This window comes from Boseongicola sp. (assembly GCA_014075275.1).
Lineage (GTDB): Bacteria > Pseudomonadota > Alphaproteobacteria > Rhodobacterales > Rhodobacteraceae.
The window spans coordinates 1,362,971-1,388,435 of sequence record CP046179.1; the positions used below are offsets into that span (position 1 = coordinate 1,362,971).

General features: G+C 54.6%; 20 protein-coding genes and 1 pseudogene. 7 read left to right on the plus strand and 14 right to left on the minus strand.

Annotated elements, in window-relative coordinates; all coding sequences use genetic code 11:
- Nucleotides 1-16 precede the first annotated feature (16 nt).
- Genes GKR98_06890 through GKR98_06915 form a run of 6 tightly spaced genes read right to left on the minus strand, consistent with a single transcriptional unit; the run spans nt 17 to nt 6,238 of the window.
- Nucleotides 17-943, minus strand: coding sequence for a hypothetical protein (locus GKR98_06890; GenBank protein ID QMU60000.1), 927 nt, complete (start codon nt 941-943; stop codon nt 17-19).
- A 9-nt stretch (nt 944-952) separates the two neighbouring features.
- Entirely contained in the window at nt 953-2,266 is a 1,314-nt protein-coding gene (locus GKR98_06895) for a TRAP transporter large permease subunit (GenBank protein QMU57948.1), read from the minus strand.
- Nucleotides 2,267-2,269: 3 nt separating this feature from the next.
- Nucleotides 2,270-2,794 carry a TRAP transporter small permease subunit gene (locus GKR98_06900; GenBank protein ID QMU57949.1) on the minus strand — a complete coding sequence of 175 codons (525 nt, stop codon included), beginning with the start codon at nt 2,792-2,794 and terminating at the stop codon, nt 2,270-2,272.
- A gap of 57 nt (nt 2,795-2,851) precedes the next feature.
- Nucleotides 2,852-3,829, minus strand: a complete 978-nt coding sequence (locus tag GKR98_06905; protein ID QMU57950.1) for a C4-dicarboxylate ABC transporter substrate-binding protein — start codon at nt 3,827-3,829, stop codon at nt 2,852-2,854.
- Nucleotides 3,830-3,875: 46 nt separating this feature from the next.
- Nucleotides 3,876-5,126, minus strand: a complete 1,251-nt coding sequence (locus GKR98_06910) for an FAD-dependent oxidoreductase (GenBank protein ID QMU57951.1) — start codon at nt 5,124-5,126, stop codon at nt 3,876-3,878.
- A complete protein-coding gene (locus tag GKR98_06915; protein ID QMU57952.1) occupies nt 5,123-6,238 on the minus strand; it encodes a muconate cycloisomerase in 1,116 nt (371 codons plus the stop codon). The genes GKR98_06910 and GKR98_06915 overlap by 4 nt, the downstream gene beginning before the upstream one ends.
- 101 nt (nt 6,239-6,339) lie before the next feature.
- Here GKR98_06915 and GKR98_06920 point away from each other — a divergent pair, with 101 nt between their 5' ends.
- A complete protein-coding gene (locus tag GKR98_06920) occupies nt 6,340-7,263 on the plus strand; it encodes a LysR family transcriptional regulator (GenBank protein QMU57953.1) in 924 nt (307 codons plus the stop codon).
- On the opposite strand, the gene GKR98_06925 is transcribed toward GKR98_06920, so the two are convergent.
- Nucleotides 7,246-8,937 carry a thiamine pyrophosphate-binding protein gene (locus GKR98_06925; GenBank protein ID QMU57954.1) on the minus strand — a complete coding sequence of 564 codons (1,692 nt, stop codon included), beginning with the start codon at nt 8,935-8,937 and terminating at the stop codon, nt 7,246-7,248. The two genes, GKR98_06920 and GKR98_06925, sit on opposite strands and share 18 nt — an antisense overlap.
- Before the next feature lie 82 nt (nt 8,938-9,019).
- Between GKR98_06925 and GKR98_06930 the strand changes: the two genes are divergently transcribed.
- Nucleotides 9,020-9,730, plus strand: a complete 711-nt coding sequence (locus GKR98_06930; protein ID QMU57955.1) for an aspartate/glutamate racemase family protein — start codon at nt 9,020-9,022, stop codon at nt 9,728-9,730.
- 210 nt (nt 9,731-9,940) lie between these two features.
- Complete coding sequence (locus tag GKR98_06935) at nt 9,941-10,606, plus strand: hypothetical protein (protein ID QMU57956.1); 666 nt, start codon at nt 9,941-9,943, stop codon at nt 10,604-10,606.
- A gap of 660 nt (nt 10,607-11,266) precedes the next feature.
- Here GKR98_06935 and GKR98_06940 read toward each other — a convergent pair.
- The 3 genes from GKR98_06940 to GKR98_06950 form a co-directional block, all read right to left on the minus strand.
- A protein-coding gene (locus tag GKR98_06940) for an IS3 family transposase (protein ID QMU57957.1) occupies nt 11,267-12,618 on the minus strand; the annotation gives its coding sequence in 2 pieces (ribosomal slippage) (nt 11,267-12,280 and nt 12,283-12,618; 1,350 coding nt in all).
- Between the two features lie 140 nt (nt 12,619-12,758).
- Nucleotides 12,759-15,017 (minus strand): response regulator, encoded by a 2,259-nt coding sequence (locus GKR98_06945; protein ID QMU60001.1) that lies wholly within the window; start codon nt 15,015-15,017, stop codon nt 12,759-12,761.
- 236 nt (nt 15,018-15,253) lie between these two features.
- Nucleotides 15,254-15,982 (minus strand): response regulator, encoded by a 729-nt coding sequence (locus GKR98_06950; GenBank protein QMU57958.1) that lies wholly within the window; start codon nt 15,980-15,982, stop codon nt 15,254-15,256.
- Nucleotides 15,983-16,220: 238 nt separating this feature from the next.
- On the opposite strand from GKR98_06950, the gene GKR98_06955 reads away from it, so the two are divergent.
- The 4 genes from GKR98_06955 (at nt 16,221) to GKR98_06970 (ending at nt 21,245) form a co-directional block, all read left to right on the plus strand.
- Entirely contained in the window at nt 16,221-17,246 is a 1,026-nt protein-coding gene (locus GKR98_06955) for an extracellular solute-binding protein (GenBank protein QMU57959.1), read from the plus strand.
- 93 nt (nt 17,247-17,339) lie between these two features.
- Nucleotides 17,340-19,502, plus strand: coding sequence for an ABC transporter permease subunit (locus GKR98_06960; GenBank protein QMU57960.1), 2,163 nt, complete (start codon nt 17,340-17,342; stop codon nt 19,500-19,502).
- Nucleotides 19,503-19,528: 26 nt separating this feature from the next.
- Nucleotides 19,529-20,590: an ATP-binding cassette domain-containing protein gene (locus tag GKR98_06965; GenBank protein QMU57961.1), complete on the plus strand. Its 1,062-nt coding sequence runs from the start codon at nt 19,529-19,531 to the stop codon at nt 20,588-20,590.
- A 19-nt stretch (nt 20,591-20,609) separates the two neighbouring features.
- Nucleotides 20,610-21,245 (plus strand): HAD-IA family hydrolase, encoded by a 636-nt coding sequence (locus GKR98_06970; GenBank protein ID QMU57962.1) that lies wholly within the window; start codon nt 20,610-20,612, stop codon nt 21,243-21,245.
- A 123-nt stretch (nt 21,246-21,368) separates the two neighbouring features.
- Here the strand turns inward: GKR98_06970 and GKR98_06975 are convergent.
- The 4 genes and pseudogenes from GKR98_06975 to GKR98_06990 form a co-directional block, all read right to left on the minus strand.
- Nucleotides 21,369-22,751 (minus strand): annotated as a pseudogene (locus GKR98_06975) (IS1182 family transposase).
- Between the two features lie 283 nt (nt 22,752-23,034).
- A complete protein-coding gene (locus GKR98_06980; protein QMU57963.1) occupies nt 23,035-23,838 on the minus strand; it encodes a purine-nucleoside phosphorylase in 804 nt (267 codons plus the stop codon).
- A gap of 49 nt (nt 23,839-23,887) precedes the next feature.
- Complete coding sequence (locus GKR98_06985; GenBank protein ID QMU57964.1) at nt 23,888-25,111, minus strand: hypothetical protein; 1,224 nt, start codon at nt 25,109-25,111, stop codon at nt 23,888-23,890.
- A complete protein-coding gene (locus GKR98_06990) occupies nt 25,108-25,416 on the minus strand; it encodes a DUF4389 domain-containing protein (GenBank protein QMU60002.1) in 309 nt (102 codons plus the stop codon). The genes GKR98_06985 and GKR98_06990 overlap by 4 nt, the downstream gene beginning before the upstream one ends.
- Nucleotides 25,417-25,465 lie beyond the last annotated feature (49 nt).

A 25,465-nucleotide genomic window follows, 5' to 3' on the forward strand; every position in this document is an offset into this window, starting at 1 on the left:
GCACCTGAGGACAGTCTCAGGTGCCTTTCGTCAAAACTCGGCGCATCAATATCGGCGTCAAATACATTGGTAGCTGATAGCAACCAATGAACAGAAGCACCGGTTCCATCGTGGCTTCGGGTAGGGCTACAAGGAAAAGCGCAATATTGCGATTGCCAGCAACCAAGGCTGCGCCAGTCTGCTCCTTTGACCTGTCGGCTAATGGCATAAATCGCGCCGCAATGGCTTGCGCGCTAAAGTTCAACGCAAAGGCAAATGCCAACCAAAGTGCGAAGTCCGTCGGGCTGTTCTTCAATGCCGGTCCAATGGCCGACATGAGTCCGACAACAACAACTCCCAGCAGTATCGCCGAAGCGCCGTCCAATGCTGACTTGTGACGATCGCTGACCTCCGGCCAAACCCAGCGTCGCACAGAAAAAGCCAAACCGACGGCTCCAAATATGACGCTCATCAACCAGAAAGCACCTATCAACACTCCGTTAAGCGTCTCAACTACTGGAGAAAGCCAAAGTATCGGCATTGCTGCTATCGGGAAAATGGCTGTACCAACCAGCAAGAGACGCATGGCAATAGCCGGGTCTCGGTTCATCAGGATCGTAAAATTCGGACTGCCAGTTACCGGTGGCGCAGAAAGCACCAATACAAGCGCCACCGCCCAGGGCGCTGCACTTAACCCCAAAGCCAATAAGACAAGCAACGCCAAGATCGGGGCAGCCAATTGGTAGATCAGGGCCATCCTCAAGGTGCGTCCGACATCGCTCAATCCGCCAACGGCCGCCCTTGGCCCAATTCGAAGCGCGGCAATAAACAGCAAACCAGCGATCAATGGCGGAAGCCAAGGGCGCAGCACAAGCGTCAAACCGGGCAAAGTCAGCCCGGCCAACAGCCCCAACATCAGACACCAACGCCCGTGCCGCGCAGCAAATTCCAGCGCGGATAAGATCACGTCACGTCAGCCTCCCGGCCCTTTTCGAATGTTATCCGGCAGCCATGTCGCCAATTCTGGGAAAAGGATCAGAACGAAAACCATCACCACCATGATCAGGAACATTGGGAATGCAGCCTTCGCTATGAACCCCATCTCGTGATCAGTCATGCCTTGCAGCACAAACAGATTGAACCCAATCGGCGGCGTGATCTGCGCCATCTCAACGACGACGACGATGAATATGCCAAACCAGATCAGATCAATCCCGGCCTGCCGAACCATCGGTTCAACCACTGCCATTGTCAGCACAACAGACGAGATGCCATCCAGGAACATCCCCAAAATGATGTAAAAGACCAAAAGCACCATCAGAAGCTCAAAGCGGCTCAATTCCCAAGTCGCAATCAGGTCGGCCAATCCGCGCGGCAGTCCTGTAAAACCCATCGACAGAGATAAAAACGCAGCTCCTGCTAGGATCAGCGCAATCATCGCGCTTGTTCGCGTCGCTCCCATCAAACTTGCCGTAAAGCTCTTCCACGTCAGCGACCCCTGACTTGCAGCCAGCAGCAACGACCCAATGACACCAAACGCAGCCGCCTCAGTTGCCGTCGCATAGCCAAGATACATCGACCCGATCACGACCATGATCAGACAAATTACAGGGATCAGGAATCGAGAATTCGCAATCCGCTGCCCGAATGTCATGTCCGCCTCGGGTTTAGGATTCCACTTTGAAGACACCTTCGACATGACAGCCACGTAGGCCATAAACATTGATGCCAAAAACAAACCCGGAAGAATGCCGGCAAAGAACAGTTTCGAGATCGACTCGTTAATGGTCACGCCATAGACGATCAGCGTAAGCGACGGCGGGATCATCAACCCCAGCGTCGCCGCACCGGCCAATGTTCCGATGATCATATTCTCAGGATACTCGCGCTTGCGAAGCTCCGGGATCGACATCTTGCCAACTGTCGTCAATGTCGCCGCAGACGAGCCCGAAACGGCGGCAAACACCGTGCACCCGACAATGTTGGTATGCACCAACGACCCCGGCAATCCAGACATCCAAGGCGCGAGGCCACGAAACATGTCCTCTGATAATCGCGTTCGATAAAGGATCTCGCCCATCCAAATGAACAGCGGCAAGGCCGTCAACGTCCACGAAGAAGAGGCCGACCAGATCGTCGTCAGCATGACGTCGCCAACGGGTCGGGTCGTGAACAGCTCCATGCCCACCCAGGCAACACCCATCAGGGCCAATCCTACCCAGACACCCGAGCCCAACAGCAGGAACAAAACAAACAGGAACAGAATGATGATATTCAGGTCTTCCATGATCTATTCCCCGTGGCTTTCTTCGACGCCTTCGCGCTGGATCCGATGATCTCCTTTGAAGATCAGACTCAGCAAATGGTCGGTTAAGGCAATTGCCAGGACGGCGGCCCCGAACAGCATGACAGACTGCGGAATCCAAAGGGCAGTTCGGTCCTGACCTTGGCTGATATCATTGAATTTCCAAGAAAAATAAACAAACCGATACGCGTAATAGACGAAATACCAAGCGACCAATGCACCGATGCCAAAGCACCAGATATTAATGAACCGCCGCAGCGTGGGACCAACCGCATTTACAACAATTGAAACCCTGATATGCGCGCCTTTGTTCAAAGCATTCGCGAAGGCAAGAAAGCTGGCCGCGGCCATGGCATAGCCTGCATAGTCAGGCGCTCCGGGAAACACTTCACCCGTCCAGCGGGCAAGCATTTGGATAACAATTAACGCTAGGATCGCGATCAGGCACAGCGCTGCCGCCACGCCAGTTAAGTTATATAGGAAATCCAATCCGGTTCTTACCGCACGCATGGGTCCCTCCGTTCGTTGGTAAAAAAGGGGCGACCCGAAGGCCGCCCCGATTGTTACTTACTGCATCCCCTTAAATGCATCGACGATCGCCTGACCGTCTGCACCAGCCGCTTCCAGCCACTCAGACGTCATAGTTTCACCAATCGCCTTTAACTCACCCTGAAGCCCATCATTTGCGGGCGCAACAGTCATCCCACCATCACGAAGACCTTGCAGCGTGAAACCGGTGTATTCCTTGGCACGCCAAGTTCCGGCGTACTCAGCCAAAGTCGCACATCCACGCATGACATTTTGGTTTGCTTCAGAAACCCCATTCCAGGAATCTGAGTTCACCATAACGTAGTTGCGCGGCAACCAAGCATCTACCTCGTAGAAGTAGTTCAAACTTTCCCAAACCTTTCGATCGTATCCAGTCGCGCCGGATGAGACCATTGAGTCAGCAACGCCCGTTGCAAAAGCTTGACTGATCTCTGCGGCTTCGATTGTAACCGGCAACATACCTGTCAACTCCGCGAGGCGGCTCGTTGCATTGTTGTAGCTGCGGAACTTGATCCCAGCCATATCGGCAACCGAATTAACCTCGTCGCGGAAGTAAAGCCCCTGTGGTGGCCACGGAACTGCATAAAGCAAAGTTAGATTTTGTTCTGCCAACAGCTTCTCAAGTGATGGTTTGGCGGCTTTCCAAAGATTGTCAGCATCGTCAAACGACGTTGCAAGGAACGGTATCGAATCAAAGCCAAAAAGCGCGCTTTCGTTTTGGTGGCCGGACAACAGGCGCTCACCAATGTTCACCTGACCGGTCTGAATCGCGCGTTTGATATCGCCGCCTTTAAAAAGCGAACCGGAAGGGTGGGTCACGATCTCGATTTCACCGCCGGTGCCGGTTGTTACACAATCGCCAAACTCTGCACCCGTTACCGAATGAAAGTTCGAACCGGAATAGGCCATCGGCATATCCCAAACTTCTGCCGCTGCAGGCATCGCCACAGCTGCGGTCAACGCAGTCGCTGTCATAAGGCTTGTCAGTTTCTTCATTTTAGTTCTCCCAAGTTAAGTAAGGTTATTTCTCTTTTTGTTATCCTCACGCTGCGAAGCGTGCGGGCGAATAGGCGCTCAGGTCAAGGTTTGGTGTCTTGCCCGAAATCAGTTGCGCCAAAAGACGGCCCGTTACCGGTCCGCCGGTTAATCCAATGTGGTGATGCCCAAATCCGGTATAGGCTCCTGCCACACCGGGAACTTCTCCGATAATGGGAATGGAATCTGCTGGCGCAGGTCGGTGCCCCATCCATTCCGTCTCGTGCTTCCAAGTGATCCCCGGGAAAGCAGCCTTTGCATTCTTTCTCAGCAGTCCAATTGGCCCTTTCGATGGTGGCGCATCCAGCCCACCAAATTCGACAACACCTGCCAGCCTGAGCCGCCCACCCATCGGCGTCGCAACAAATTTCCCACTGGCCACCATGACAGGCGACTTCGGCATACTCGACGGCTCCCAAAGCTCCAGATGGTAGCCCCGTTCGCTTTCCAAGGGCACTTTCAGACCCAGATTCTTGGCCAACGGACCGGACCAGGCGCCCGTAGCCAGAACTACAGCATCACACGAAATCGCCTCACCATCGACACGAATGCCTTTAACAGTGCCGTTTTCTCGAACCACCTCGCTCACGGTTCCAATTACGATCCGTCCGCGACTACGCTCCACCGCAGCAGCAAGGTCTTTGACATATTGTCCCGGATCCGAAATCCGGCCGTGATTTTCTAAACGAACTGCAAAGCCCAGCTCATCCGAAAACACCGGGTCATATGCCTTGAAATCGGCTCCTTCCAACTCGTCCCACACAACACCGTTTTCGCGCCGCAAACCCCAGGCAAATGCATCGCCCTCGAAATGAGCGCGATCATTGTAGATATACAGATAATCCGATGGCACGATCCACTTCTCGGCACCTGTGCCAGCCGCCAATGCTTGGTGCTCCGCCACGCTATCCCCGACAATTCCCGCCACAGCCGAAGCAATCCGCCGAGTGTCTGCGGCGTTCGCATTACCCAGATACCGCATCAACCAAGGTGCAAGTTTGGGTAGATAACCCCATTTCAGGAACAACGGTTGGTTCGGATCAAAAAGCATCCGAGGTGCTTTGCTGATCAGCCCCGGACCTGTAACCGGCACCATTGAACACGACGCAAGAACACCACCGTTTCCATAGCTAGTGCCAGCAGCCGGGCCCTCCTTGTCGATCAGGATCACATCATGACCATCGCGTTGCAGCCATATTGCTGTCGACACACCGACGATCCCCGCGCCAATAATCGCTATGGTCTTACGCCCGCTCATACTCGGAAATGCCCTAGTTTTTCGATATCTGGCCTGATCCCCAAACCCGGCCCACTTGGCACCTGCACAGAACCACCCTCACACGGGAATGATTCCTCCAGAATATCCGTCTCCAAATAGTATTTCGCTTGGTAAAACTCGCAGCCCAACCCAATCTCAGGTGTCGCCGCGATCATGTGCACACCCGCCAAATGCGCCAATCCAGTCTCGAACATGTCTCCGCCGTACGCAGTCATTCCTGCCGTCGCCGCCATCCTCGCTACGGTCTGCGCCCGAACCAACCCACCGGCTTTCATGGTCTTGACCGACACGCCATCACAAATCCCTTCGCGAACCGCACGGGTCATGTCTTCTGGACCAAAAACGCTTTCATCCGCCAAAAGCGGCACATCAATCGAGGCCCGGATTTCCGCCATCAAATCATAATGATGATGCAGCACAGGTTGTTCGATGAACTCAGGCTCGAACGCAGCAATATCCTGAACCCGGCGTGTCGCACCGTCCGGTTCCAAACCCTGATTAAAATCGACCCGAACCCGCATCGTCGGAAAATCCTGAGCGAGTTCCTCCAACCTCAGCAAATCAAAAGCGTGGTCTTTGAAACCGGTTTTCAGCTTCACAATGCCCACACCGTCATCAACCAGACGCGCCAACAATTCTCGATCCGCCGCCCAGTCCGGATTTGCCAACGACACTGACAAAGGTATCTCGCGCCGGCAACGTCCTCCCAAAAGGGCGTGAACCGGAACGCCAGATATCCGACCAGCCAAATCTAACAGCGCCGACTCCAACGCTGCTTTCGCATCTGTGCAAAACGCAACCGCGCGAGCCGCATCAGCCATAATTGCCGCGCTGTCCGCAACTGACCGACCAACAACAAATGGACGAATATAGCGATCCAGCGCCGCATATGCCGCTTCCGGAGACCCGGTGAAAACCGACCATGGAGACGCTTCGCCAAACCCCTCTTCGCCACCCTCAGAAGTCAGCCGCAGCACGACTATCTCACAGGCACCACCAACTTTGCCGATGCCGTGATCGCGAACAGAGACCACTGGCACCGAGAGATGCCAAAGGTCGTATCCAACAATATTCTGATCCAGCGCGCCCATATCCCCCTCGGCCCAACCTTCCGACAGATTGCCCGTCCTGCCTCATCATTTCCAATACAATGATTTTGCCAAGCGATAAGATTTTGTGATATGTTCTATGCATGTCCACACCCTTCCGCCAGTTCCAGGCCTTCCACGCCATCATCGAAAAAGGCACGGTTACCGCCGCCGCTGAGCATCTTGGAATTTCGCAGCCCGCGATCTCAAATCTTCTGTCCCAGCTCGAGCGCAAAACCAAACTGCACCTCTTCGAACGCACCCGTGGTCGCCTGGTCCCCACACCCGAAGCCAGTGTTCTGTTTGACGAAATTGATACCGTCGTACGGGGCCTCGACCACGTCAATCAGGCGGTGGTGGATTTACAAAACCAAAAGGCGGGCCAGCTTCAGGTCGCTTCAACCCACGCACTCGCGTTCGGCTTTATGCCTCAGGAAATCGCGACTTTCGTAAAAGACCGTCCCAACCTCACCATCGCGTTCACTTCACAGTACTCCGCGAAAATCCAGGAATGGGTCACTGCCGGCTTGTTCGAAATCGGCATCTGCGAACGCCCGATTCGCAACGACGGTCTGAACCGCAAAGAGCTCTATTTCGAAACCTTGCTAACGCTGCCAAATGACAGTCCCCTTTCTGAACATGACGTAATCACACCAGAACTTCTGGACGACACGCCTTTTATCGTGATGGGCCCCGACCATATGGTCAGCCGCCGCACCCGCGAGGCGTTCCATTCCACCGGCACCAACTTTAGGGTGCGCAGCCACACAGATTTGTTCAGAAACGCCCTAAGTCTTGTGAAACAGGGACTTGGCGCAGCGCTGATCGATCCATTCACTCTCGCCGCTGACGATGGAAAAGGCTACATCGTGCGCCGCTTTGCGCCGGCGATACTCATCGATATGTCCGTGGTAACCGCCAAAGACCGCCCGATCTCAACGATCGGCCAACAATTTCTTGATCAGATTGTTCCGCGCATGCAGTCGATGGCAGCGCCTCTGTCCCGCACGTCAGGCAACCCACTCTGAAACTGGTGCTGCCGCTTCGTGCAGTGGTTGCGATATGATATCAATCAGCGTCGGCCCATCGTGCGCAAAAGCCTCACGCATCACGGAACGCAGTTGCGCCGGGTCCTCTACCGTCCACGACTTCACGCCAAACGCCCGCGCAACCGCGGCATGATCTGTTCGATTGAAATCAACATTGTAATATCGCTTGCCAAAGCCGGAATCCTGCCCGGCTTTTATCCATCCATACGTTGCATTCGAAAACACAATCGCAGTGACAGGGATATTGTAGCGCGCAAACGTCTCGAACTCGCCGCAGCTGAACCCAAACGATCCATCGCCCATCACGGCGACGGTTTTCGCTTCCGGACGTCCAATATGCGCGCCCATCGAAGCCGCCAATGAAAAGCCCAGCGCCCCATGCGCCCGGTTTGTAATGAAATGCCGGCCGGGTTTTCGCCACCGGTAATGAGCTGAAAAATACGGGCAAGGCGTTCCGGGGTCTGCAACAATCGTGGCATCATCACCTAACGTGTCCATCATCGCTGCCATCACTGCTTCAGGCCGAATGGGTCGTTCTGCACTGTCGGCCAGGGGGGCAAAATCCCGCAACTTGCCTTCCCAGGCACTTGCAGCTTTCGCAGCTCCGTCATGACCGGTGCCGGGATCAGATTTCAATTCCGTAACCAGCGCCTCTAACGCAAGCCGCGCATCGGCCACGACAGAAACATCAGTTGGATAATTCGCGCCAATCACGCCGGGATCGCTATCGATATGAACAATCGTTGTTCCCGTCGGTGGGCTGCGCCACCGCTCGGTCGTAACGGACCCTGCTCGGCATCCGACATACATAACCAGATCGGCGCTATCGACGACTGAACGTGTCGAAGCCACACCGCCATTTGATCCCACAACTCCAATGGCCTGTGGATGCGTTTCGGCAATAGCACCCTGCCCCGAAACCGTCGTCGCAATCGGTAAATCCAGAAGTTCGGCAAGTTCTTGCAGCGCATCAAAAGCTCCGGCAATTACCGGACCCCCACCGCAAACGACAACGGCCGCTGACGCATTTCGCAACGCTTCCGCTGCCGCCCTGATCTCCGCCATGTCAGGTCCTGAAGGTGTTGCCGGAAATCTCTGATGGTTCGGATCAATCCAGATCTCGGCCTCGTCGACTTCGTTTTTCTGCGTGTCAAACGGCAATGCCAGATGGACTGAACCAGGTCGCCCGGTTGTCATTTCACGAAATGCCCGTCGCATCATAGCGGGTAACCGACTGGCGTTATCCAGCGACGCATTCCACTTGGTCAGCGGACGGAACAACGCCTCCTGATCCAGCTCAGTGAGCGGATACTTCCCGGCGGACGTTGTCGCAACGTCCGAAGTAATCGCCAATATCGGCACTGAACTTTCGTTCGCCTCAACGACGCCCGGTAAAATATACGTCGCACCGCCACCGGATGGACCTTCGCAAACGCCCGGCTTTCCGGTCACACGCGCGTAGGCATCCGCCATGTAACCGGCGTGCCGCTCATCCCGCGTCAGAAAATGGGTGATCCCATGATCCATTCGCGAAAGTGCATCGTAGAACGGCAGCGTTGTGTCTCCACAAAGCCCGAACATATGGCGCACGCCATTTCGCTCCAGCATCTGCACCATCGCTTCCGCGCCTGTCAGATAGTTTCGGCCAGCCATTTTATCACCCCCGGTGCAAGGCATCTTGGAAATCTCGCCCAGCAACGTCAATAATGCACCTAATTGCAAGGGAGTCCTCGAATTGAAAGTCACGGGTGGAAAATCGATCTATGGTGCGTCCGTTGGGATTCTCATGCTGGAAGCACAGTTCCCCCGCATTCCCGGCGACATGGGCAATGCAACAACCTGGGATTTCCCTGTTCACTACAAAGTTGTGCGCGGCGCATCTCCGGACAAGGTCGTTCGGCATTCCGCCAAAGGCTTGCTACAACCCTTTCTCGATGCCGCAAGCGAACTGGTCAAAGACGGCGTCGATGGTATCACCACAAACTGCGGATTTCTGTCTCTGTTTCAGGCCGAAATCGCCGAAAGCGTCGATGTCCCTGTCGCCACGTCATCGCTGATGCAAATTCCCCTCGTCAACGCAATGCTACCCGAAAATCGCCAAGTCGGTATCCTCACCATCTCGGGAAGCACATTGACTTCAGATCATTTGAAAGCCGCAAACGTACCCTCATCTACCCCCATCACATCAACCGAAGGCGGCGACGAATTCACCCGTGTGATCCTGAATGACGAGGCCGAACTAGATATCGAACTAGCTCGCCAAGATAACGTCGACGCAGCGTTGAAACTGGTGCGCAATAACCCCGAGGTCGGTGCGATCGTGCTGGAATGCACAAACATGATTCCCTACGCCGCCGACATACGTACTGCCACCGGGCTTCCAGTCTATTCAATGCTAAGTTTTATAAGTTGGTTCCAAAGCGGACTGGTTCCGCGGCGGTTCTGACTGGTCAAATATCTATTGGAAAGTGGTGCCGCTGAAAGGACTCGAACCTCCGACCCCATCAATACGAACAATGTTTTAGTTAGATCAGGATCATACGAAGATCCATAATTATCAATGAAAACAGATACTTACCTAAATATCCGGTTGGTGTCCATATGGTGTTCGCCGTAATGTGACCTTGCATAATTCTTGCATGCTGGAGCGACGACGATGCCAAAGATGAACATTACTAACTCTGAGATTGCTCGCGCAAAGCTCGGTGACCGTCAGACTTGGTTCACAGACGGAGCACCGAAGACGGGGCACAACCGGTACCCCGGTCTGCGCCTTTGCATATCGAAGACGGCGAAGACGTTCTACGTCGTGAAATGGAACCCAAATACAGAGACTACAGAACAACACAAACTAGGCCGTCACGCCCCCAACTTCACGCTTCCGATGGCTTGGGATGCAGCGCTGACAAAGGCGCATGAGATCGAACAGCCACCAAAGCCAGAGCCAGAAACGGAGGAACTGCCGACGCTGCGCGAAGCGCTTGAGGAATACGTGACGTATCGGCTGACTCTTAATCCAAAGGTCGGTAACCGAATGGACGGTTGGCGTTATACACTTGTCCCTGCGTCGAATATTGGTGCGGCGTGGTTTCTGGCATGGAATATGCCCTATCACGCCGAGCATCACGCCTATCCGCAGGTGCCGTTTTACAAGCTGCCGGAACTGCATGAATTGACCGCGGAGCATCTGGCGGTGACTGAAGCCGGGTACCGGCGATTTATGCGGGGGTATGTTGCGGGTTTGGTGGTTCGGCGGAGCGTTGAATGGGTGTGGGGTTGCCGGATCGTCCGTAGGCTGGTTCTACGAATGCTTGGCCGGTAGGGCATGAGATATCTATTGTCAGATAAAGATCCACTTAGCGCCCAAATTGACTGACGCTGCGCGCTTAATATCCGGCCACCGGCACCTAATACTCCGACCAGAAATGGCCCAGAACTTAGAGGCTAGATAGGGTGCTCGGACACAGCCATTGACACCGTGCGTCGAACGAGCGTTTCCGGACGAGTGAGTGACGGAACTGTTAGTGGGGTAAAAATGGGATGAAGATCTTTTTGGAGAAGATCAGTTGGAAAAATAATTTCGAAGATCAAGGTTAAGTCGTACCTAGTCATAGCATTCGTTGTATGGATCATGACTTTGCTCGCTCTGATTTTTCAGTTCAAAGAGGTTTCCGACAACCGTATGTTTTTCCCAGGTGTCTTGGCAGCAATTATCCTGCCGTTCGCCATCGTGAATGATCTTCGCAAATAGTTGAGATTGGGGGCTTGTTATGGCCAACCATAATCATCTGTACGATTCCGATCCTACTCTGGAATTATTTTGGAGGTATTGCGAAGTTGAAAGCAACCCGGAACTGATTAGTTAAATGCAGATTATTGGACTTCTTTGCATAGAGGGCTAGAAAGTCTGTCCGTCGTCAGGGTTTTGGGAACCAAGAGTTGCTTAAACAAGTAAAGAGTTTGGCTCGTCTGGTTGATGTTATTATGCGGCGCGCTGTCTGTGATGCAAGCGCCGCGCTTCGAGCGTCTTTCGTTTGATCCTTTCCCGTTGTCTTAGAATGGCTTTGTCACGCCCGAAGTAGACGTCGGCGGGTGTGACGTTGTTCAGGCTCTCGTGGTAGCGCTTGTGATTGTAGTGATCGACGAAGGCTTCGATCTGGGTTTCGAGGTCTCCCGGAAGGAAGTAGTTCTCCAATAGGATGCGGTTCTTCAGGGTTTGATGCCACCTCTCGATCTTGCCCTGTGTCTGGGGATGATATGGTGCGCCCCGAGAATGCTTCATGCCTTTGTCCTGCAGCCATTCAGCCAGATCGCCAGAGACGTAACTGGACCCGTTGTCGCTGAGGAGGCGGGGTTTGTGGATGACGTGAACCTGATCGCACCCTGATGCTTGTAGCGCCAAATCCAGGGTGTCCGTCACGTCCTCTGCCCGCATGTTCGTGCAGAGTTTCCACGAGATGATGTAGCGGCTGTAGTCGTCCAGGATTGTGCTGAGATAGAACCAGCCCCAGCCAAGCACTTTGAGATAGGTGAAGTCGGTTTGCCAAAGCTGGTTGATCGCAGTGGTCTTGTCTTTGAACTCGTTTGCCGCCTTGAGCACGATAAAGGCCGGGCTGGTGATCAGATCGTGGGCCTTCAGGGCCCGATAGACTGAAGATTCCGAGACGAAGTAGCGCTCCCGATCCGTGAACGTCACTGCCAGTTCGCGCGGCGACAGCTCCGTCTCCTGCAGCGCCAGCTTGACGACCTTGCGCCGGACTTCGTCGGGGATGCGGTTCCAGACATGTCTGGGCTTAGGCGCTTGATCCACAAGGCCAGCGTCGCCGCGCTGCCGATACCGATCATACCAACGGTAAAATGTGGTGCGGGGGATGCCCAGCTTTGCCAATGTTCGACGAGCAGACAAATGCGACCCCTCAACAAGCCGGATGATCTCCAACTTCTCAGATGCAGCATACCTCATTCTTGGTCGCCCCCACCGCCGGTCATGCTTTTTTTGAGAAGACGCAGTTCCAGTGTTTGCTCGGCAACGACCTCCTTCAGGTCTCGGGCTTCGCGGCGCAGGTCCTTGACTTCGTCGGTCGTAGCCGCACGCGCCGTATCTCCAGCAAGCCGCCGTTTGCCAGCTTCCATGAAGTCCTTGGACCATTTGTAGTAGATACCTTGAGATATTCCCTCACGACGGCACAACTCAGCAATGCTGTCTTCGCCACGCAAGCCATCCAGCACGATCCGGATCTTCTCTTCTGACGAATACTGTTTGCGCGTCGCGCGCTTGATCTCTTTGACGATCTTCTCGCCGGGGCTCCTGCGAGTTCCAGTTGTCTGTCTCATGTCCCACTCCTCAGTGGTTACGATGAGCCAACAAAACTCTCTTATCAAATTAACCTAATTGGACCCATAGGCGCTGACTTCAGACACTCTGCGGTTGGACCAAAGTCTGCTATTTGGCAAGTTCAGGCATTCACTTTCCGTCAAAGAACTTCTGCAAGCTTGTCGCCTGTAACTGGCTTTTCCATGAACGCTGTATGATCAGGCACGACCTTTTGCGCGGACGAATTGCCCGACATGATAATCGTCTTCACTTCGTGCGGCCCATGCCAAGCTGTTTTGACAAAATCAAGACCATCAACAGCCCCGCCAAGATCAAGGTCGCTAATCAGCAGATCAAATCGGTTTTGTTGAAGCAGGCTCATCGCCTCGGGGCCCGTGTCGCTTGTTGTCACATCATATCCAAATTCAACAAGAAGCGTCCTGACAGACGCGCGCGTTTTTGGATCGTCCTCTACAAGCAAGCATGCATTTGCAGAAGGAAGCTGTTCTTCCGTCTGATCAACCGTCGCAAGTGGCAATAGCACTTCAATTTGCGTCCCATGTCCGGCTTCGCTTTCGATATGTAGCTGCCCGCCAGTTTGCCGAATGAAGCCGTAGACAATGGAGAGGCCAAGGCCGGTTCCGCCTTCGCCTTCTCGTGTTGTGAAGAAGGGCTCAATCGCGCGATCAAGAACCTCTACGGGCATGCCATGTCCGTCATCTTCGATAAAAATGCGGGCTTGGTCGGTCCTATTTTGATCGAGGGTGACCTTGATCTTCCCAACATCTGCGACGGCGTTGTTGGCGTTTAGCAGCAGGTTCAACAGCGCCGATTCCAGTTGGCCCGGATCAACGCGTACATGCAGTGGCGTCGTATGTAACGCGATGTCCAATTGTACATTTGGCTTGAGACTAATCTCGACCAGATCAGCCATTCCTTCTACCAAGGCATTAAGATCTACAACCTCAGGCGTAAGGCTTTGTTTGCGAGCAAATGCCAAAAGGCGATCCGTGAGAGACGCTCCAAAATCAACGGCATTTCCAATGGCATCAAGGCTCTCGCTTGCGTCGTGGCCGCGGGTTTCAGCCAGGTGCGCTTGGGTTCGGATGGTTGACAGGATGTTGGCGAAATCATGGGCGGTGTCGCCTGCGACTTTGCCAAGCGTTTCGATACGGTCGATTTGTTGCAGCCGATCAGACATCTTACGCCGTTCTGTCACGTCGGCCAAAAGCCAGACACGACCATCGTCGGGCAACTTGCTGGCACGAATGTCCAACACCTGCCCATCTGACGATACCAATTCACAATGGCCGCGATGATCGTGCTTAAGGCCAACCTCCTGTGCAGCTGTGGCAAAACGCCCTTGGTGCAGCCAGTCGACGAGCGAAACGGCCTCGGGTGATTCATCTGGCAGCCGCAGGATTTTGAGGAACGCAGGGTTGCGCGCTGTCACACGCCCTCCCGCATCCGCAATGGCGATGCCGTCCGAGATATTCGTGAATACTTTTTCAAAAAGCGCGTTGCGCTGATCCAATTGCCGGTTAGATCGATCCAATCGCAAGGCGTTTGCCCGAAAACTGCGAAAGGACCGAAAGAGATCTCCGATCTCGTCCTTACCATCAAGACGGCGCGGTAAAGCGCTGGCGCGATCTCCTTTTGCAAGCCGAACCATCGCGGCCGAGACCCGCGTGATGTTGAACGTGACATATTGCGATACATAGATGGCCGCGGTCATGGCCAGGGCAAGACTGACCGCGCTAATGACGGCAACGGACATGCGTGCGCCCCAGATTGTACGTGACGAGGCGGCCCGCTCACCTGCCAGAAAGGCTTCGGCCTGATCTGCGTATTCGCCTGCAAGTTCGTTAATGCGGTTCGCATCGTGGCGAATGCGGAACAGCGCATTTTGAGCGGCTAGGTTGCTCGAAAGCTCAAAGCGTCTCAGTTCGAAAATGCCCGTCACACCCCAGACCGTGCCTTCGAGACGCTGAAGAAAGACTTCGTGACGCGCGTTAAGTATGACCCCATCGAGCGTCTCACGCTGTCGCAGATAATGACGTTGTTCTTCACCAACGCCGATCAGGTTTCCAGCGTAGGCTGCATTCAATGCATCCGCGTTCATGCTTTGAAGCGACCACCAGATCAGGCGTGTAGCATCATCGCCTGCCGGCGATGCGGTTGCCGTTGTTGCGATGTTCCGCAGAACGCCAAGGACTGCTGTCTGCTCGCGCAATTGTGCCTGTAGCGCGTCAAGATTGCGTGACGCGGCCACAAGGTCGGACACGCCTGCCGTCATACTATCCAGAATATCCGAAACCGGCTGTTGAGGCTCTGGAGCGTTGTCAAAACGGGTCTCTGGCCAGTCGGTGCGGACACGATCCAGGACGGTCAGAAGTTTCGCGCCCTCTTGTTCGATCAGGAAATTTGAACGTTGGTTCAAGAGATACGGGGCGGACGTCGCAAGATCAGAGGATCGCTTTGACAGATCGATCGCTTGGGCCACCTGACTAAGCGTTTCCTGGTGCAAATCCTGCAAGCGCGCATCAACCCGCTGCAATGCAACCCACGTCACAGCACTTGCGGACAGCACCGCGACCGACAAAAGCGCAAGCGCCGCCCACAGCCTGCCGCGCACGGTCCGCAGTCTGAAAAAACTCATTGATTTTGCCCCGAATGCTCAGTGACAAAGATATAACCCTGACCTCGGCGCGTCTGAAGGTGAACCGGTTTGGAGGGGTTTTCTTCGATCTTGCGACGCAGCCGCAGAATCAAAACGTCAATCGTGCGGTCCATATAGCGGTTTAGATCGCTGCCAATTTCAGCAAGCAGATCAACACGCGGAATGATTTTGTTGGGCCGGTCAAGAAAGAAATCAAGCAACCGATATTCGGCATTGGTCAAAGGCACTTCGCTACCATCCTGCGCAGTGACAATCTTGTTGGTGCGATCAACGGCCAGATTGCCTAGGGCGATGTTCTTGTCGTCTCTTTCTGGCGCCATCGAAGCACCAACCCCTTTTCCATACCTGCGCAGCACAGCACGAATGCGCGCAATCAATTCGCGCGGATTGAAGGGTTTCAGCAAATAGTCATCCGCGCCGACCTCCAGTCCAACAATCTTGTCAGTCTCATCGCCTCGGCCAGTGAGCATCACGATGGGCAGATCGCCCTTGTGTCGAATATCCATCGCCAAGGCGAGACCGCTTTCGCCTTTGAGCTGCAAATCGATCAAGACCAGATCAAAGTCGACAGTCTCGCGGAGCACCAAAAAATCCGCGCTGCTTTCCATGGGGATCGGATCAAATTGGTTTTCGGTCAGCAAAGCGACGAGCGCGTCGCGCATCCCGGCTTCGTCGTCCACTATCCCAATTTTCGCACGATGCATTCGCCTGCTTTCTTTCGGTCTGATTTTAAACCTACTGGCAATCTATTCGTCCGTCTCAGATTTATTGGTTTCAAATATTACAAAACTGCGGCGTTCTGTAATTCTGTTAACCAGAAACCCGCGGCCCTGTAGCATTGTTAATGCACGCTAGGTCTGCGTTGTTGCGATTGCCTCATAAGCTGTCCAAGCCGAACGGAGACACATCCGTGACGGCAAGAAACACTTCTGGGAGGAAGACATGAGAAAATTTGGTTTGGTCTCATCAGCCGTCTTGATGATTGCAGGTGCAACGGCCGCATCAGCGGACGAAATTAGCGTTGTCTGTAGCGCGGAACAAGACTGGTGTGACTTGATGGTCGCCGCTTTTGAGGCAGAAAACCCCGACACCGACGTCCTGATGGTGCGCAAGTCCACAGGCGAGACATTGGCGCAGATCCGCGCCGAAGCGGGCAATCCAAAGATTGACGTTTGGTGGGGTGGCACGGGCGATCCACACTTGATTGCCGCCGAAGAGGGGCTGACTCAAGCGTCGGGTGTCGATACGTCAGAGTTGCTTGGTTGGGCGCAGAACATGGCGACAATTTCGCAAGGAAAGGCAATTGGTATTTATGCCGGTGCTTTGGCCATGGCTTACAATTCCGAGATTTTGGCTGAAAAAGACATCGCACCGCCAGCGTGTTGGGCCGATCTAGAAGACCCACGATTTGCGGGTGAAATTCAGGTCGCGAACCCAAACAGTTCCGGCACGGCCTATACAGAGCTTGCGACATTTGTGCAGTTGTTTGGCGAAGACGAGGCATACACAAAGCTTGCCGCGATCGGCAAGAACGTGAATTCGTATACCAAGTCAGGGTCAGCCCCTTCCAAAGCAGCAGCGCGCGGTGAAACAGGGGTCTCAATTGGATTTATGCATGACATGGTCAATCTCGCTGCTCAGGGCTTCCCACTCGTTGCTGTCGCGCCCTGTGAAGGCACAGGCTATGAGGTTGGCGCGGTCAGCGTCATCGAGGGTGCGCGCAACTTTGACGGTGCCAAGGCATGGGTGGAATTTGCGCTTCGCGCAGACATTCAGTCGCGCGCTCCAGAAACTGGATCGTTCCAAGTCCCATCAAACTCCAATGCAGAAGTTGCACCAGAATCGCCTGATCTCGCGTCGATCAAACTGATCGATTACGACTTCGCGACGTATGGATCGAGCGAGACACGGGCGCGGTTGCTGGCACGCTGGGATTCTGATGTGGGTGATCCCAACCCGCAGCAATAAGCCTCTCGGTCGGCGTACTAATCATACGTAACGTCGGCCATTGGGTGCCCCAAGTTAAGGGGCACCCTCTCTCTCACTTCACTGGATTTGGATATGAAACGAACGGTTTTGTTCTGGCTCGTCATCGGGCTCGTCGGCTTTGCTGTGCTGCCTTGGCATATGACGGACGCTGGCTTTTTCTCCTATGACTGGATGACAAGTGGGGCGTCTTTAAGCGGGCTTTGGCTTGTGATGTCGGGCAATTGGTGGCTGGCACCGATCGTGATGGTGTTTATTGCCGCTATTGCCGTCGTTTTCGCGATCAAAAGTCCGGTACAACGCGCCAAAACGACGGTAGGGCTGGCTGCGTTTGGTCTCCTTTGGACGGCCCTACAGGGTCTCACTATTGTGCGCGCAGGTCCGCGTCTGTTCGAGGGCCTTCTGACCGGTGAAACCATCACCACAGGCCAACCCGGAATGGGGGTTGGCGCGGTAGTTTGCATCGCGAGCCTTTTGTTCGCGCTGACGGTCTCCATGTCGCAAACCGGCAAAGGACGCGGCGACGCCTTTGTGGTCAGCATGATCGGTCTGATCATCGCGCTTGTCGGGGTCTTTGTGTTCTTCCCTGTCATGCACATTCTGGTCCGCGCGTTTGAAGTGGATGGGGGTTACAGCCTGACCAGTTTTTTCCCGCGCTTTTTCAGCAGTGATATCTGGGGGTTGCAGTGCTTTATCTCTGATCGCTCGTGCGGTGTTGCAATGAATTCGGTGTTTCTTGCGACCCTTACGGGCCTTGGCACGACGTTGCTTGGCCTGTTTTTCGCACTGATCTTCACGCGCACGGATTTTCGCGCCAAGACGTTGCTTCGCGTCCTCACGGTCATTCCCATCATCACGCCGCCCTTCGTCATTGGCCTAGCTCTGATCCTTCTGTTCGGGAGGAACGGCTCGGTCACGGCTTTTGCAGCCGACCTGTTCGGTATCGAGAAAACACGCTGGCTTTATGGATTTTGGGGCGTCTACATTGCGCAGCTTTTGTCCTTCACGCCGATTGCATTCCTGGTTTTGATCGGCGTCGTGCAAGGCGTCAGCCCGTCAATGGAGGAAGCGTCCCAGACGCTTGATGCAGACCGCTGGCAAACATTCCGCTATGTGTCGCTGCCGCTGATGCGCCCTGGTCTGGCAAATGCGTTCTTGCTTGGGTTCATTGAAAGCCTTGCCGACTTTGGAAATCCTCTTGTCTTGGGCAGCGGCTATTCGGTGCTGTCGACTGACATCTTCTTTGCCATCGTCGGCTCTGTGGCTGATCCCGCCAAGGCGGCAGTCCTTGCGATTGCTTTGCTCACGCTGACACTGTCTGCGTTCTTGTTGCAACGCATGTGGTTGGGGCAAAAATCCTATGCGACGATTACGGGTAAGGCAGATTCTGGCCAGAATGCCTCGCTTAGCCCAATGGTGAAACGTCTTTGCTATGCCACCGCTTTGCCGTGGGCGGCCCTCACGGCCATTGTCTACTCGATGATTGTATTTGGCAGCTTTGTGAAACTGTGGGGCTACGATCATAGCTTTACCTTCGATCATTACATCCGTGCGTTTGGGATCGACTTCACAACCGGGCGCTTGTCCGGAGTGGCGTGGGACAGCTATTTCACGACGCTGACAATCTCGTCGATCGCGGCCCCTTTGACGGCTCTTGTTGGACTATCGACAGCCTATCTTCTGGTACGTCAAAAATTTGCCGGCAAAGATGTGTTTGAGTTCTCGACCATGCTAAGTTTTGCCATTCCCGGCACAGTTATTGGCGTCAGCTACATCATGGCGTTTAACTTCCCGCCAATTGAGCTGACAGGCACAGGCATCATCCTGATTATCGTGTTTGTATTCCGCAATATGCCCGTTGGCGTGCGCGGCGGTATTGCGGCCATGTCGCAATTGGACAAAAGCCTTGATGAAGCCTCGATCACGCTGGGCGCAAACAGCTTTACAACCGTGCGGCGCGTGATCCTGCCTTTGATGGGGCCTGCTATTCTTGCCGCACTCACCTACAGTTTTGTGCGCGCGATCACGTCAGTCAGCGCTGTAATCTTCTTGGTCAGCGCCAAGCACAACATGGCGACATCCTTCATCGTAGGACGGGTCGAGAACGGTGAATTTGGTCTCGCGATTGCTTATTCCGCAGTCCTGATTGTCACCATGCTGGCGGTGATCCTACTGCTTCAACTTCTTGTTGGTTCGCGCCGTCTGCGCCGCACCGAACGCGTCCAAACAGCGGCTTGAAACCAGGCCAAACCCCGGAGAAACTTATGACACAATCCACCCCTGGCTCCGTCCGCTTTGAGAGCGTCGTCAAGAAATTCGGCGACGTCACCGCCCTCAAATGCCTTGATCTGACAATTGATCCCGGCAAGCTGGTAACTCTGCTTGGTCCATCGGGATGCGGCAAGACCACAACACTGCGTCTGATCGCGGGCCTTGAGATGGCCAGCGCCGGCAAAATCCACATCGGCGGGATCGACGTCACACACCTGACAGCAACCTACCGCAAAGTGTCGATGGTGTTCCAATCCTACGCCTTATTCCCACATATGACCGTCCGTCAGAATGTTGCATACGGCCTTACGGTCAAATCCATGCCCAAAGCGGAAGCCGCCGAAAAAGCAGATCATGGGTTGGAACTGGTCGGTCTCGCGAGCTTTGGAGATCGATTGCCGAGTGAGCTGTCAGGGGGCCAGCAACAGCGCGTCGCGGTGGCACGGGCTATCGTGCTGGAACCCGAAGTACTGCTGTTAGATGAGCCGCTATCAAACCTAGATGCGAAACTGCGCCGACATGTGCGCGAGGAAATTCGCCAGATCCAACAGCGCCTTGGCCTTACGGCGGTTTACGTGACCCACGACCAAGAAGAGGCGATGGCCGTCTCGGACCGCATCATCGTGATGAAAAACGCAGAGATTGCGCAAAAGGGATCGCCCAGCGATCTTTACGAGGCCCCAAAATCGGCATTCATCGCGGATTTCATCGGGGACGCCAATCTTGCAGACTGCGATATCGTCAGTGTGACGAACGGCGAAGCCATAGTGGTTTTAGATGATCTAGAATACGTAGTCCGCGACGGTGGGTTGCAAAAAGGTCATGCCAAAATGGTGCTTCGCCCGCATAACCTGCACCTTGCAACGCCCGACCAGCCGGGGATTAAGGGCGAGGTCAGCTATGCGGCCTACTTGGGTAAAGAAATCCAATACACGGTAGAAAGCGCGATCGGGTCGCTTTTTGTGATCAGTGGCGTCACGGACAAGCCCTTTGTCCAAGGCGATACTGTGGCAATTCAATTTGACACGGGTCTTGCGCGTCTCGTAGCAGCATAGACCGGGGCAGATCATCGCTATGGATAGCATCTTGTTTTCGGCTGGCACAAAGCGACATCTCGCATCTCAAGACTGGTATTTCGAAATCATCGCAGGCGAATACGGTGCGGCGATTTTCGACTGCGATGGCACGCTGGTCGATAGCAGTGAGGCGCATTTCCAGTCCTTTAGGGCAGCGGTACGCGAGCAAGGGTATGATTTGGATCGCGATTGGTATGCCCAGCGGACAGGCCTTGATCGTCAATCTCTACTGGCTAACTTCGCATCAAGCTGTACCGGCGCGTTTGACGTCGCTTTGGCATCGAGACGGAGCATTGACGTGTTTATCCGAGGGACGACTGCAGTATCGCCCATCGCCGAAACAGTTAGTCTTGTTCGCACCTTGGCAGGCACCTATCCACTAGCAGTCGGAACCAACGCTGAAATCGAAGTCACAACTGCCTCACTACAGGCTGTGAATTTGTTAGATTACTTCGCCACAATCGCCTCAATCTCACATGGTCTTCCGGCAAAACCCGCGCCCAACATCTTTGCTTATGCGACACAAAGATTAGGGGTTCCTCCGGCCAAAACCTTGGTCTTTGAAGATTCTGCTGAAAGTGTGTCGGCAGCCATCGCTGCGGGATCGGACGTCATTCAAGTTGTTCATAGCTGACCTTCGCTACATTGCGGAAATATGTCACTTTGGGCTGATTTTGTTGAAAAAGCCGTTCGGTTTCATGCTTTGATGTCAAATGTGTCCCTTACTTTGTTGGGCGATTTGATGCGGTGCCGTCTTTCACCCTGCGGCTGGCGTTAGCGGCCTGAGCTTGGCCAGCTTCCGGAGGTTTTGGGCGGTTGCTGCGAGGGTGAACTCGTCTTGAACGCCGCATGGGCCGCGTAATCGGAGTCGTCCAAGGCCGAGAATGCGTTTGAGGTGGGCGAAGAGCATCTCAACTTTCTTCCTTCGCGCCTGAGCCTTGGGATTGAACTCTGAGGCCGTGCATTGCCGGGCGAAGTCTCTGACGATCTCGTATTTCTCGCGATGGACCGCGCGGGCCTCGGAGTTGGGACAGCACTTTTCCTTCAGCTCGCAGCCTGTGCAATCAGACTTCAGCGCCCGATACTTGCGAGCCTTCCAGCTCGGTGCATTCCGGGCGGGGTCGGAATAGGTTCACCAGGTGTGCCGCATTTCCTTGCCGCCCGGACAGATGTAGCCGTCGTTCTCATCATCCCATGTGAAGTCGGATCGCGAGAACGTTCCGTCGGTCCGTTCACCTTTGTCGAAGACTGGGATGAAGGGAAGGATTTGGCGCTTTAGGGCAAGCCAGACCAGATTGTCGGACGATCCATATGCCGTATCCGCAGCAATCCAATCAGGCTTCACGCCAAACCGGTCTTCGGTGCGGTCGAGCATCTTTCGCATCGCACCAACCTCGGCGGTCTTGTTCGACCGGCTGGCGTCCACATCGACAATAATCCCGTGGTCCGTGTCGATCAGGTAGTTGTCAGAATAAGCAAAGAACGCAGGGCCTTTGCGCGCCGCAGTCCATTGGCTGGCTGGATCAGCATGTGCGGTGAACTTGGGCTTTGCCGTGGTTGCCGCACCGAAAGCTTCGTCGTCCAGCGTGTCGAGATACTCTCGCACTGCGCGGGGTGCATCATTCGGATCAATCTCGCGGGCCGCTCAGTCCTCGGGATTGCTCGAGTTCTGCTTCTGAACATCGGCGCTGATTAAACTGGCGTCGACTGCGAAGCCCTGGCCACCAACCAGACCCTCTTCCATGCCGCGCTCGACCGTCATCTCGAACACGTGGCGCAGCAGATCGCTTTCTCGGAACCGACCATGACGGTTCTTGGAAAAGGTCGAGTGATCCGGGATACGGTCCGTCAGATCAAGGCGGCAAAACCAGCGGTATGCCAGGTTCAGATGCACCTCTTCACAAAGCCGTCGCTCTGATCGGATGCCGAAACAGTAGCCGACCAAAAGCATGCGGATCATCAGTTCGGGATCAACCGATGGTCGGCCCGTGTGACTGTAGAAATCAGCCAGATATCCCCGGATACTGCTCAGATCGAGATGCCGATCTATTGACCGCAGCAGATGGTCTTGTGGAACATGGTCATCCAGCGAGAACTCATAAAACAGGGCCGCCTCTGCTTCTTGCCTCGGTCCCATCATCGCCAAATCTCCCGTTCAATACAGAGATTGAATCAACGATTGCAACTTCGATCAAGAAAGAGTTTTTCAACAAAATCGGCTCAAAGCGGACATTCGCCGTGTTCTTGGCCAATAAATTCATGGGAATTGTGTTGCTCTGCCCACCGACGGCGAGATTGTGTGTTCCCGGCACGGCCATCTGCGCACGCCCACGTCTCACGATGAAATAAACTCGCTGACCAGTCGGTGAGCGAAGCTCAGTTGGGACGAATGATCGAAACAACTCAATTCATGGATGGTCAACCTAACCCGACATCTTTGCCAGAAACGCCCGGATAATGACCTCTAATTTCGCAGCACCTACAGGCGCACTGGATTTGGTGTGTTCATGGCTGATGTGCTCGTTGCCGAGTCCGGCGGCCATGTTTGTAACCACGGAAACCGCTGCGCATTTCATGCCCAGAAACCGGCCCAGAATGACTTCGGGAACCGTCGACATGCCAACCGCATCTGCGCCCAGGATTTTCAGCATCCTGATTTCGGCAGGGGTTTCGAAATTGGGGCCGGAATACCAGGAATAGACGCCTTCGATCAGCGGGATGTCAGCCGTTTTGGCGATGGCCAATAACTGGCTTCGGATATCTGCGTCGTAGGCATCGGTCAGGTTGACGAAGCGCCTGTCTGTAGGTTCTCCGATAAGGGGGCTTTTTCCGGAATAGTTGATATGGTCGTTGATCAGCATCAGGTTGCCGGGGGGGATATCCGGGCGGAAAGACCCGCAGGCATTGGTTGCGAAAAGGGTGCTGACCCCGAGTTCGCACAGCACCTCGAGCGGTATGCGCATCGCGTCGGCGCGACCGTTTTCGTAATAGTGCTCGCGACCGCCAAGGATCGCGACATCGACCCCTTCCAGCCTGCCAATCACCAGTTTGGGGTTGTGGCCTGACACGCCTGCATGCGGGAACCCCGGCAGATCGCTGTAATCAATGGCGGCGCCATCAACCAGTTCCGCGAGATGGCCCAGACCAGAGCCCAGAATGAACCCGATCTGAGGCGTCGGATTGCATAATTTTTCGCGAATGATCTTGAGAGCCTGTTCGGTGCTCACCTTATCTTCCTTTCACTTGACGTAGGGCGATCGCGCCGAACGGCGCGCCCTATTCTATGGTCACCCTGAGTATCGCCAAGTCATTGTCGCCATTGTGCGTCCAGACAGGCGTCAGGAAGCTGTTACCGTCCCAGATGTTCTGCCCGCCAAAGCCCAGATCACGTGAGCCAAGCAGGATGTTGACGTCCAGAACCTGCTGACAGTTGCCGCCCCCTACGGGTGCACGCCAGATCATGCTGTGTTTGTTGTTGTTGGACACGAAGTAGACGTGTTTTCCGTCGGGCGAGACTGTCATGTTATAGAGGTGCCACCAATTCTTGCCGCAAGAGGTGCCGCCGCGCAGACGTTTTTCGTTTTTGGTATGCAGCGGAAAAACCTCTTTGGAACGGGCCATCAGAACAAGCACAATATCAGGGTTGGCTGTTGGCGCGATCATTCCGATCTCGTCTTTGGGATCGAAGCCAGTGACCAGCGGAGTCGTTTCCCCGGTTGCGGGCGAGAAGCGCAAAAGCGACTGGGTTTGACCAGGTGCGCCGCCGAGATAATACACATCTCCTTCGTCATCGACGTGGAAAACGTAAGATATACGTGCTGACAGTCCGACAACGGCAAAGGTTTGGGTCGTCAGATTATACTGTACAAGCGCCCCATTGTCGTAGGCCATGAAATAGACGAGGCCCGGCACTTTTGGGTTGAGGCCCATCCCCTTGATCCCGAGTTTCTCGAGAGCAACGCCCGTTCCATTCAGGATTTTGCCGTCGCGCGCGACCGTATATCTTGCCTGAGCGCTGAGATCGGTAATGACTTCGGTCTGGGGATCAAGCGTGTAGACATGCGCCCCGCGGTCAACTTTGGGGTCGTTGGATGTCATGGTGGCGAAGTAGATCAGGCCATCAGCATGCTGCTGCAGGAAGGTGTGGACTTTGAACTGAGTCTCACCATCGTGCCAATTTCCAGCGGCAGTCGAGACCGATTTCAGGTCGTTGACAAACCGCATTCGATCCGCGCCTGGGTCAAGTGCGAATATGGCGACGTTTCCATTGACTTCGTCGTGGTTGGAGACGGCAATGAAGGTGGTTCCGTCGCTGGATTGGCCCATGCCTGACCAAATCGAATTTAGGGGAAATCCCGGAACCAGAGGTGCGCCTGTTTCTGTCCCGTCTTCGGTAAAGAATATCAGATCCGCGCTTGGTTCGGCCAGGATTTGGGTCGGCAAGACCAGAACGGCAAAAGCCAGTAAGGCTTTGGTCAGCTTTGGGATCAAAGCTATCAATCCAGATCCGACCACGGCCAGGGTTTGACTTCGCTAGCTGCGGTCTGGAACCGGGCAGCCTTGGCGATCCATATCCCAAGGTCAGTGCCAAATTCAGCGATCCGTTCGTTCGGCTGTTTGTTGTTGATCAACATGACGATGAACTGAACCACAGTAATTGCGCCCAGGACAGTCTGCGCAATTGAAATCATGATGGCGATCAGGATCATATAGATCAGCCGCATGAAAATATTCTCGCCGGAATCGGGTTCGACCTGTTCGCCGTGCATGCGGCCTTCAAATTTCTCTTCGTCCGGCCCTGCCATGACGGTCCTCGCTGCTGTCAGAATTTTCGCTGTTAATATAGTCATTTGA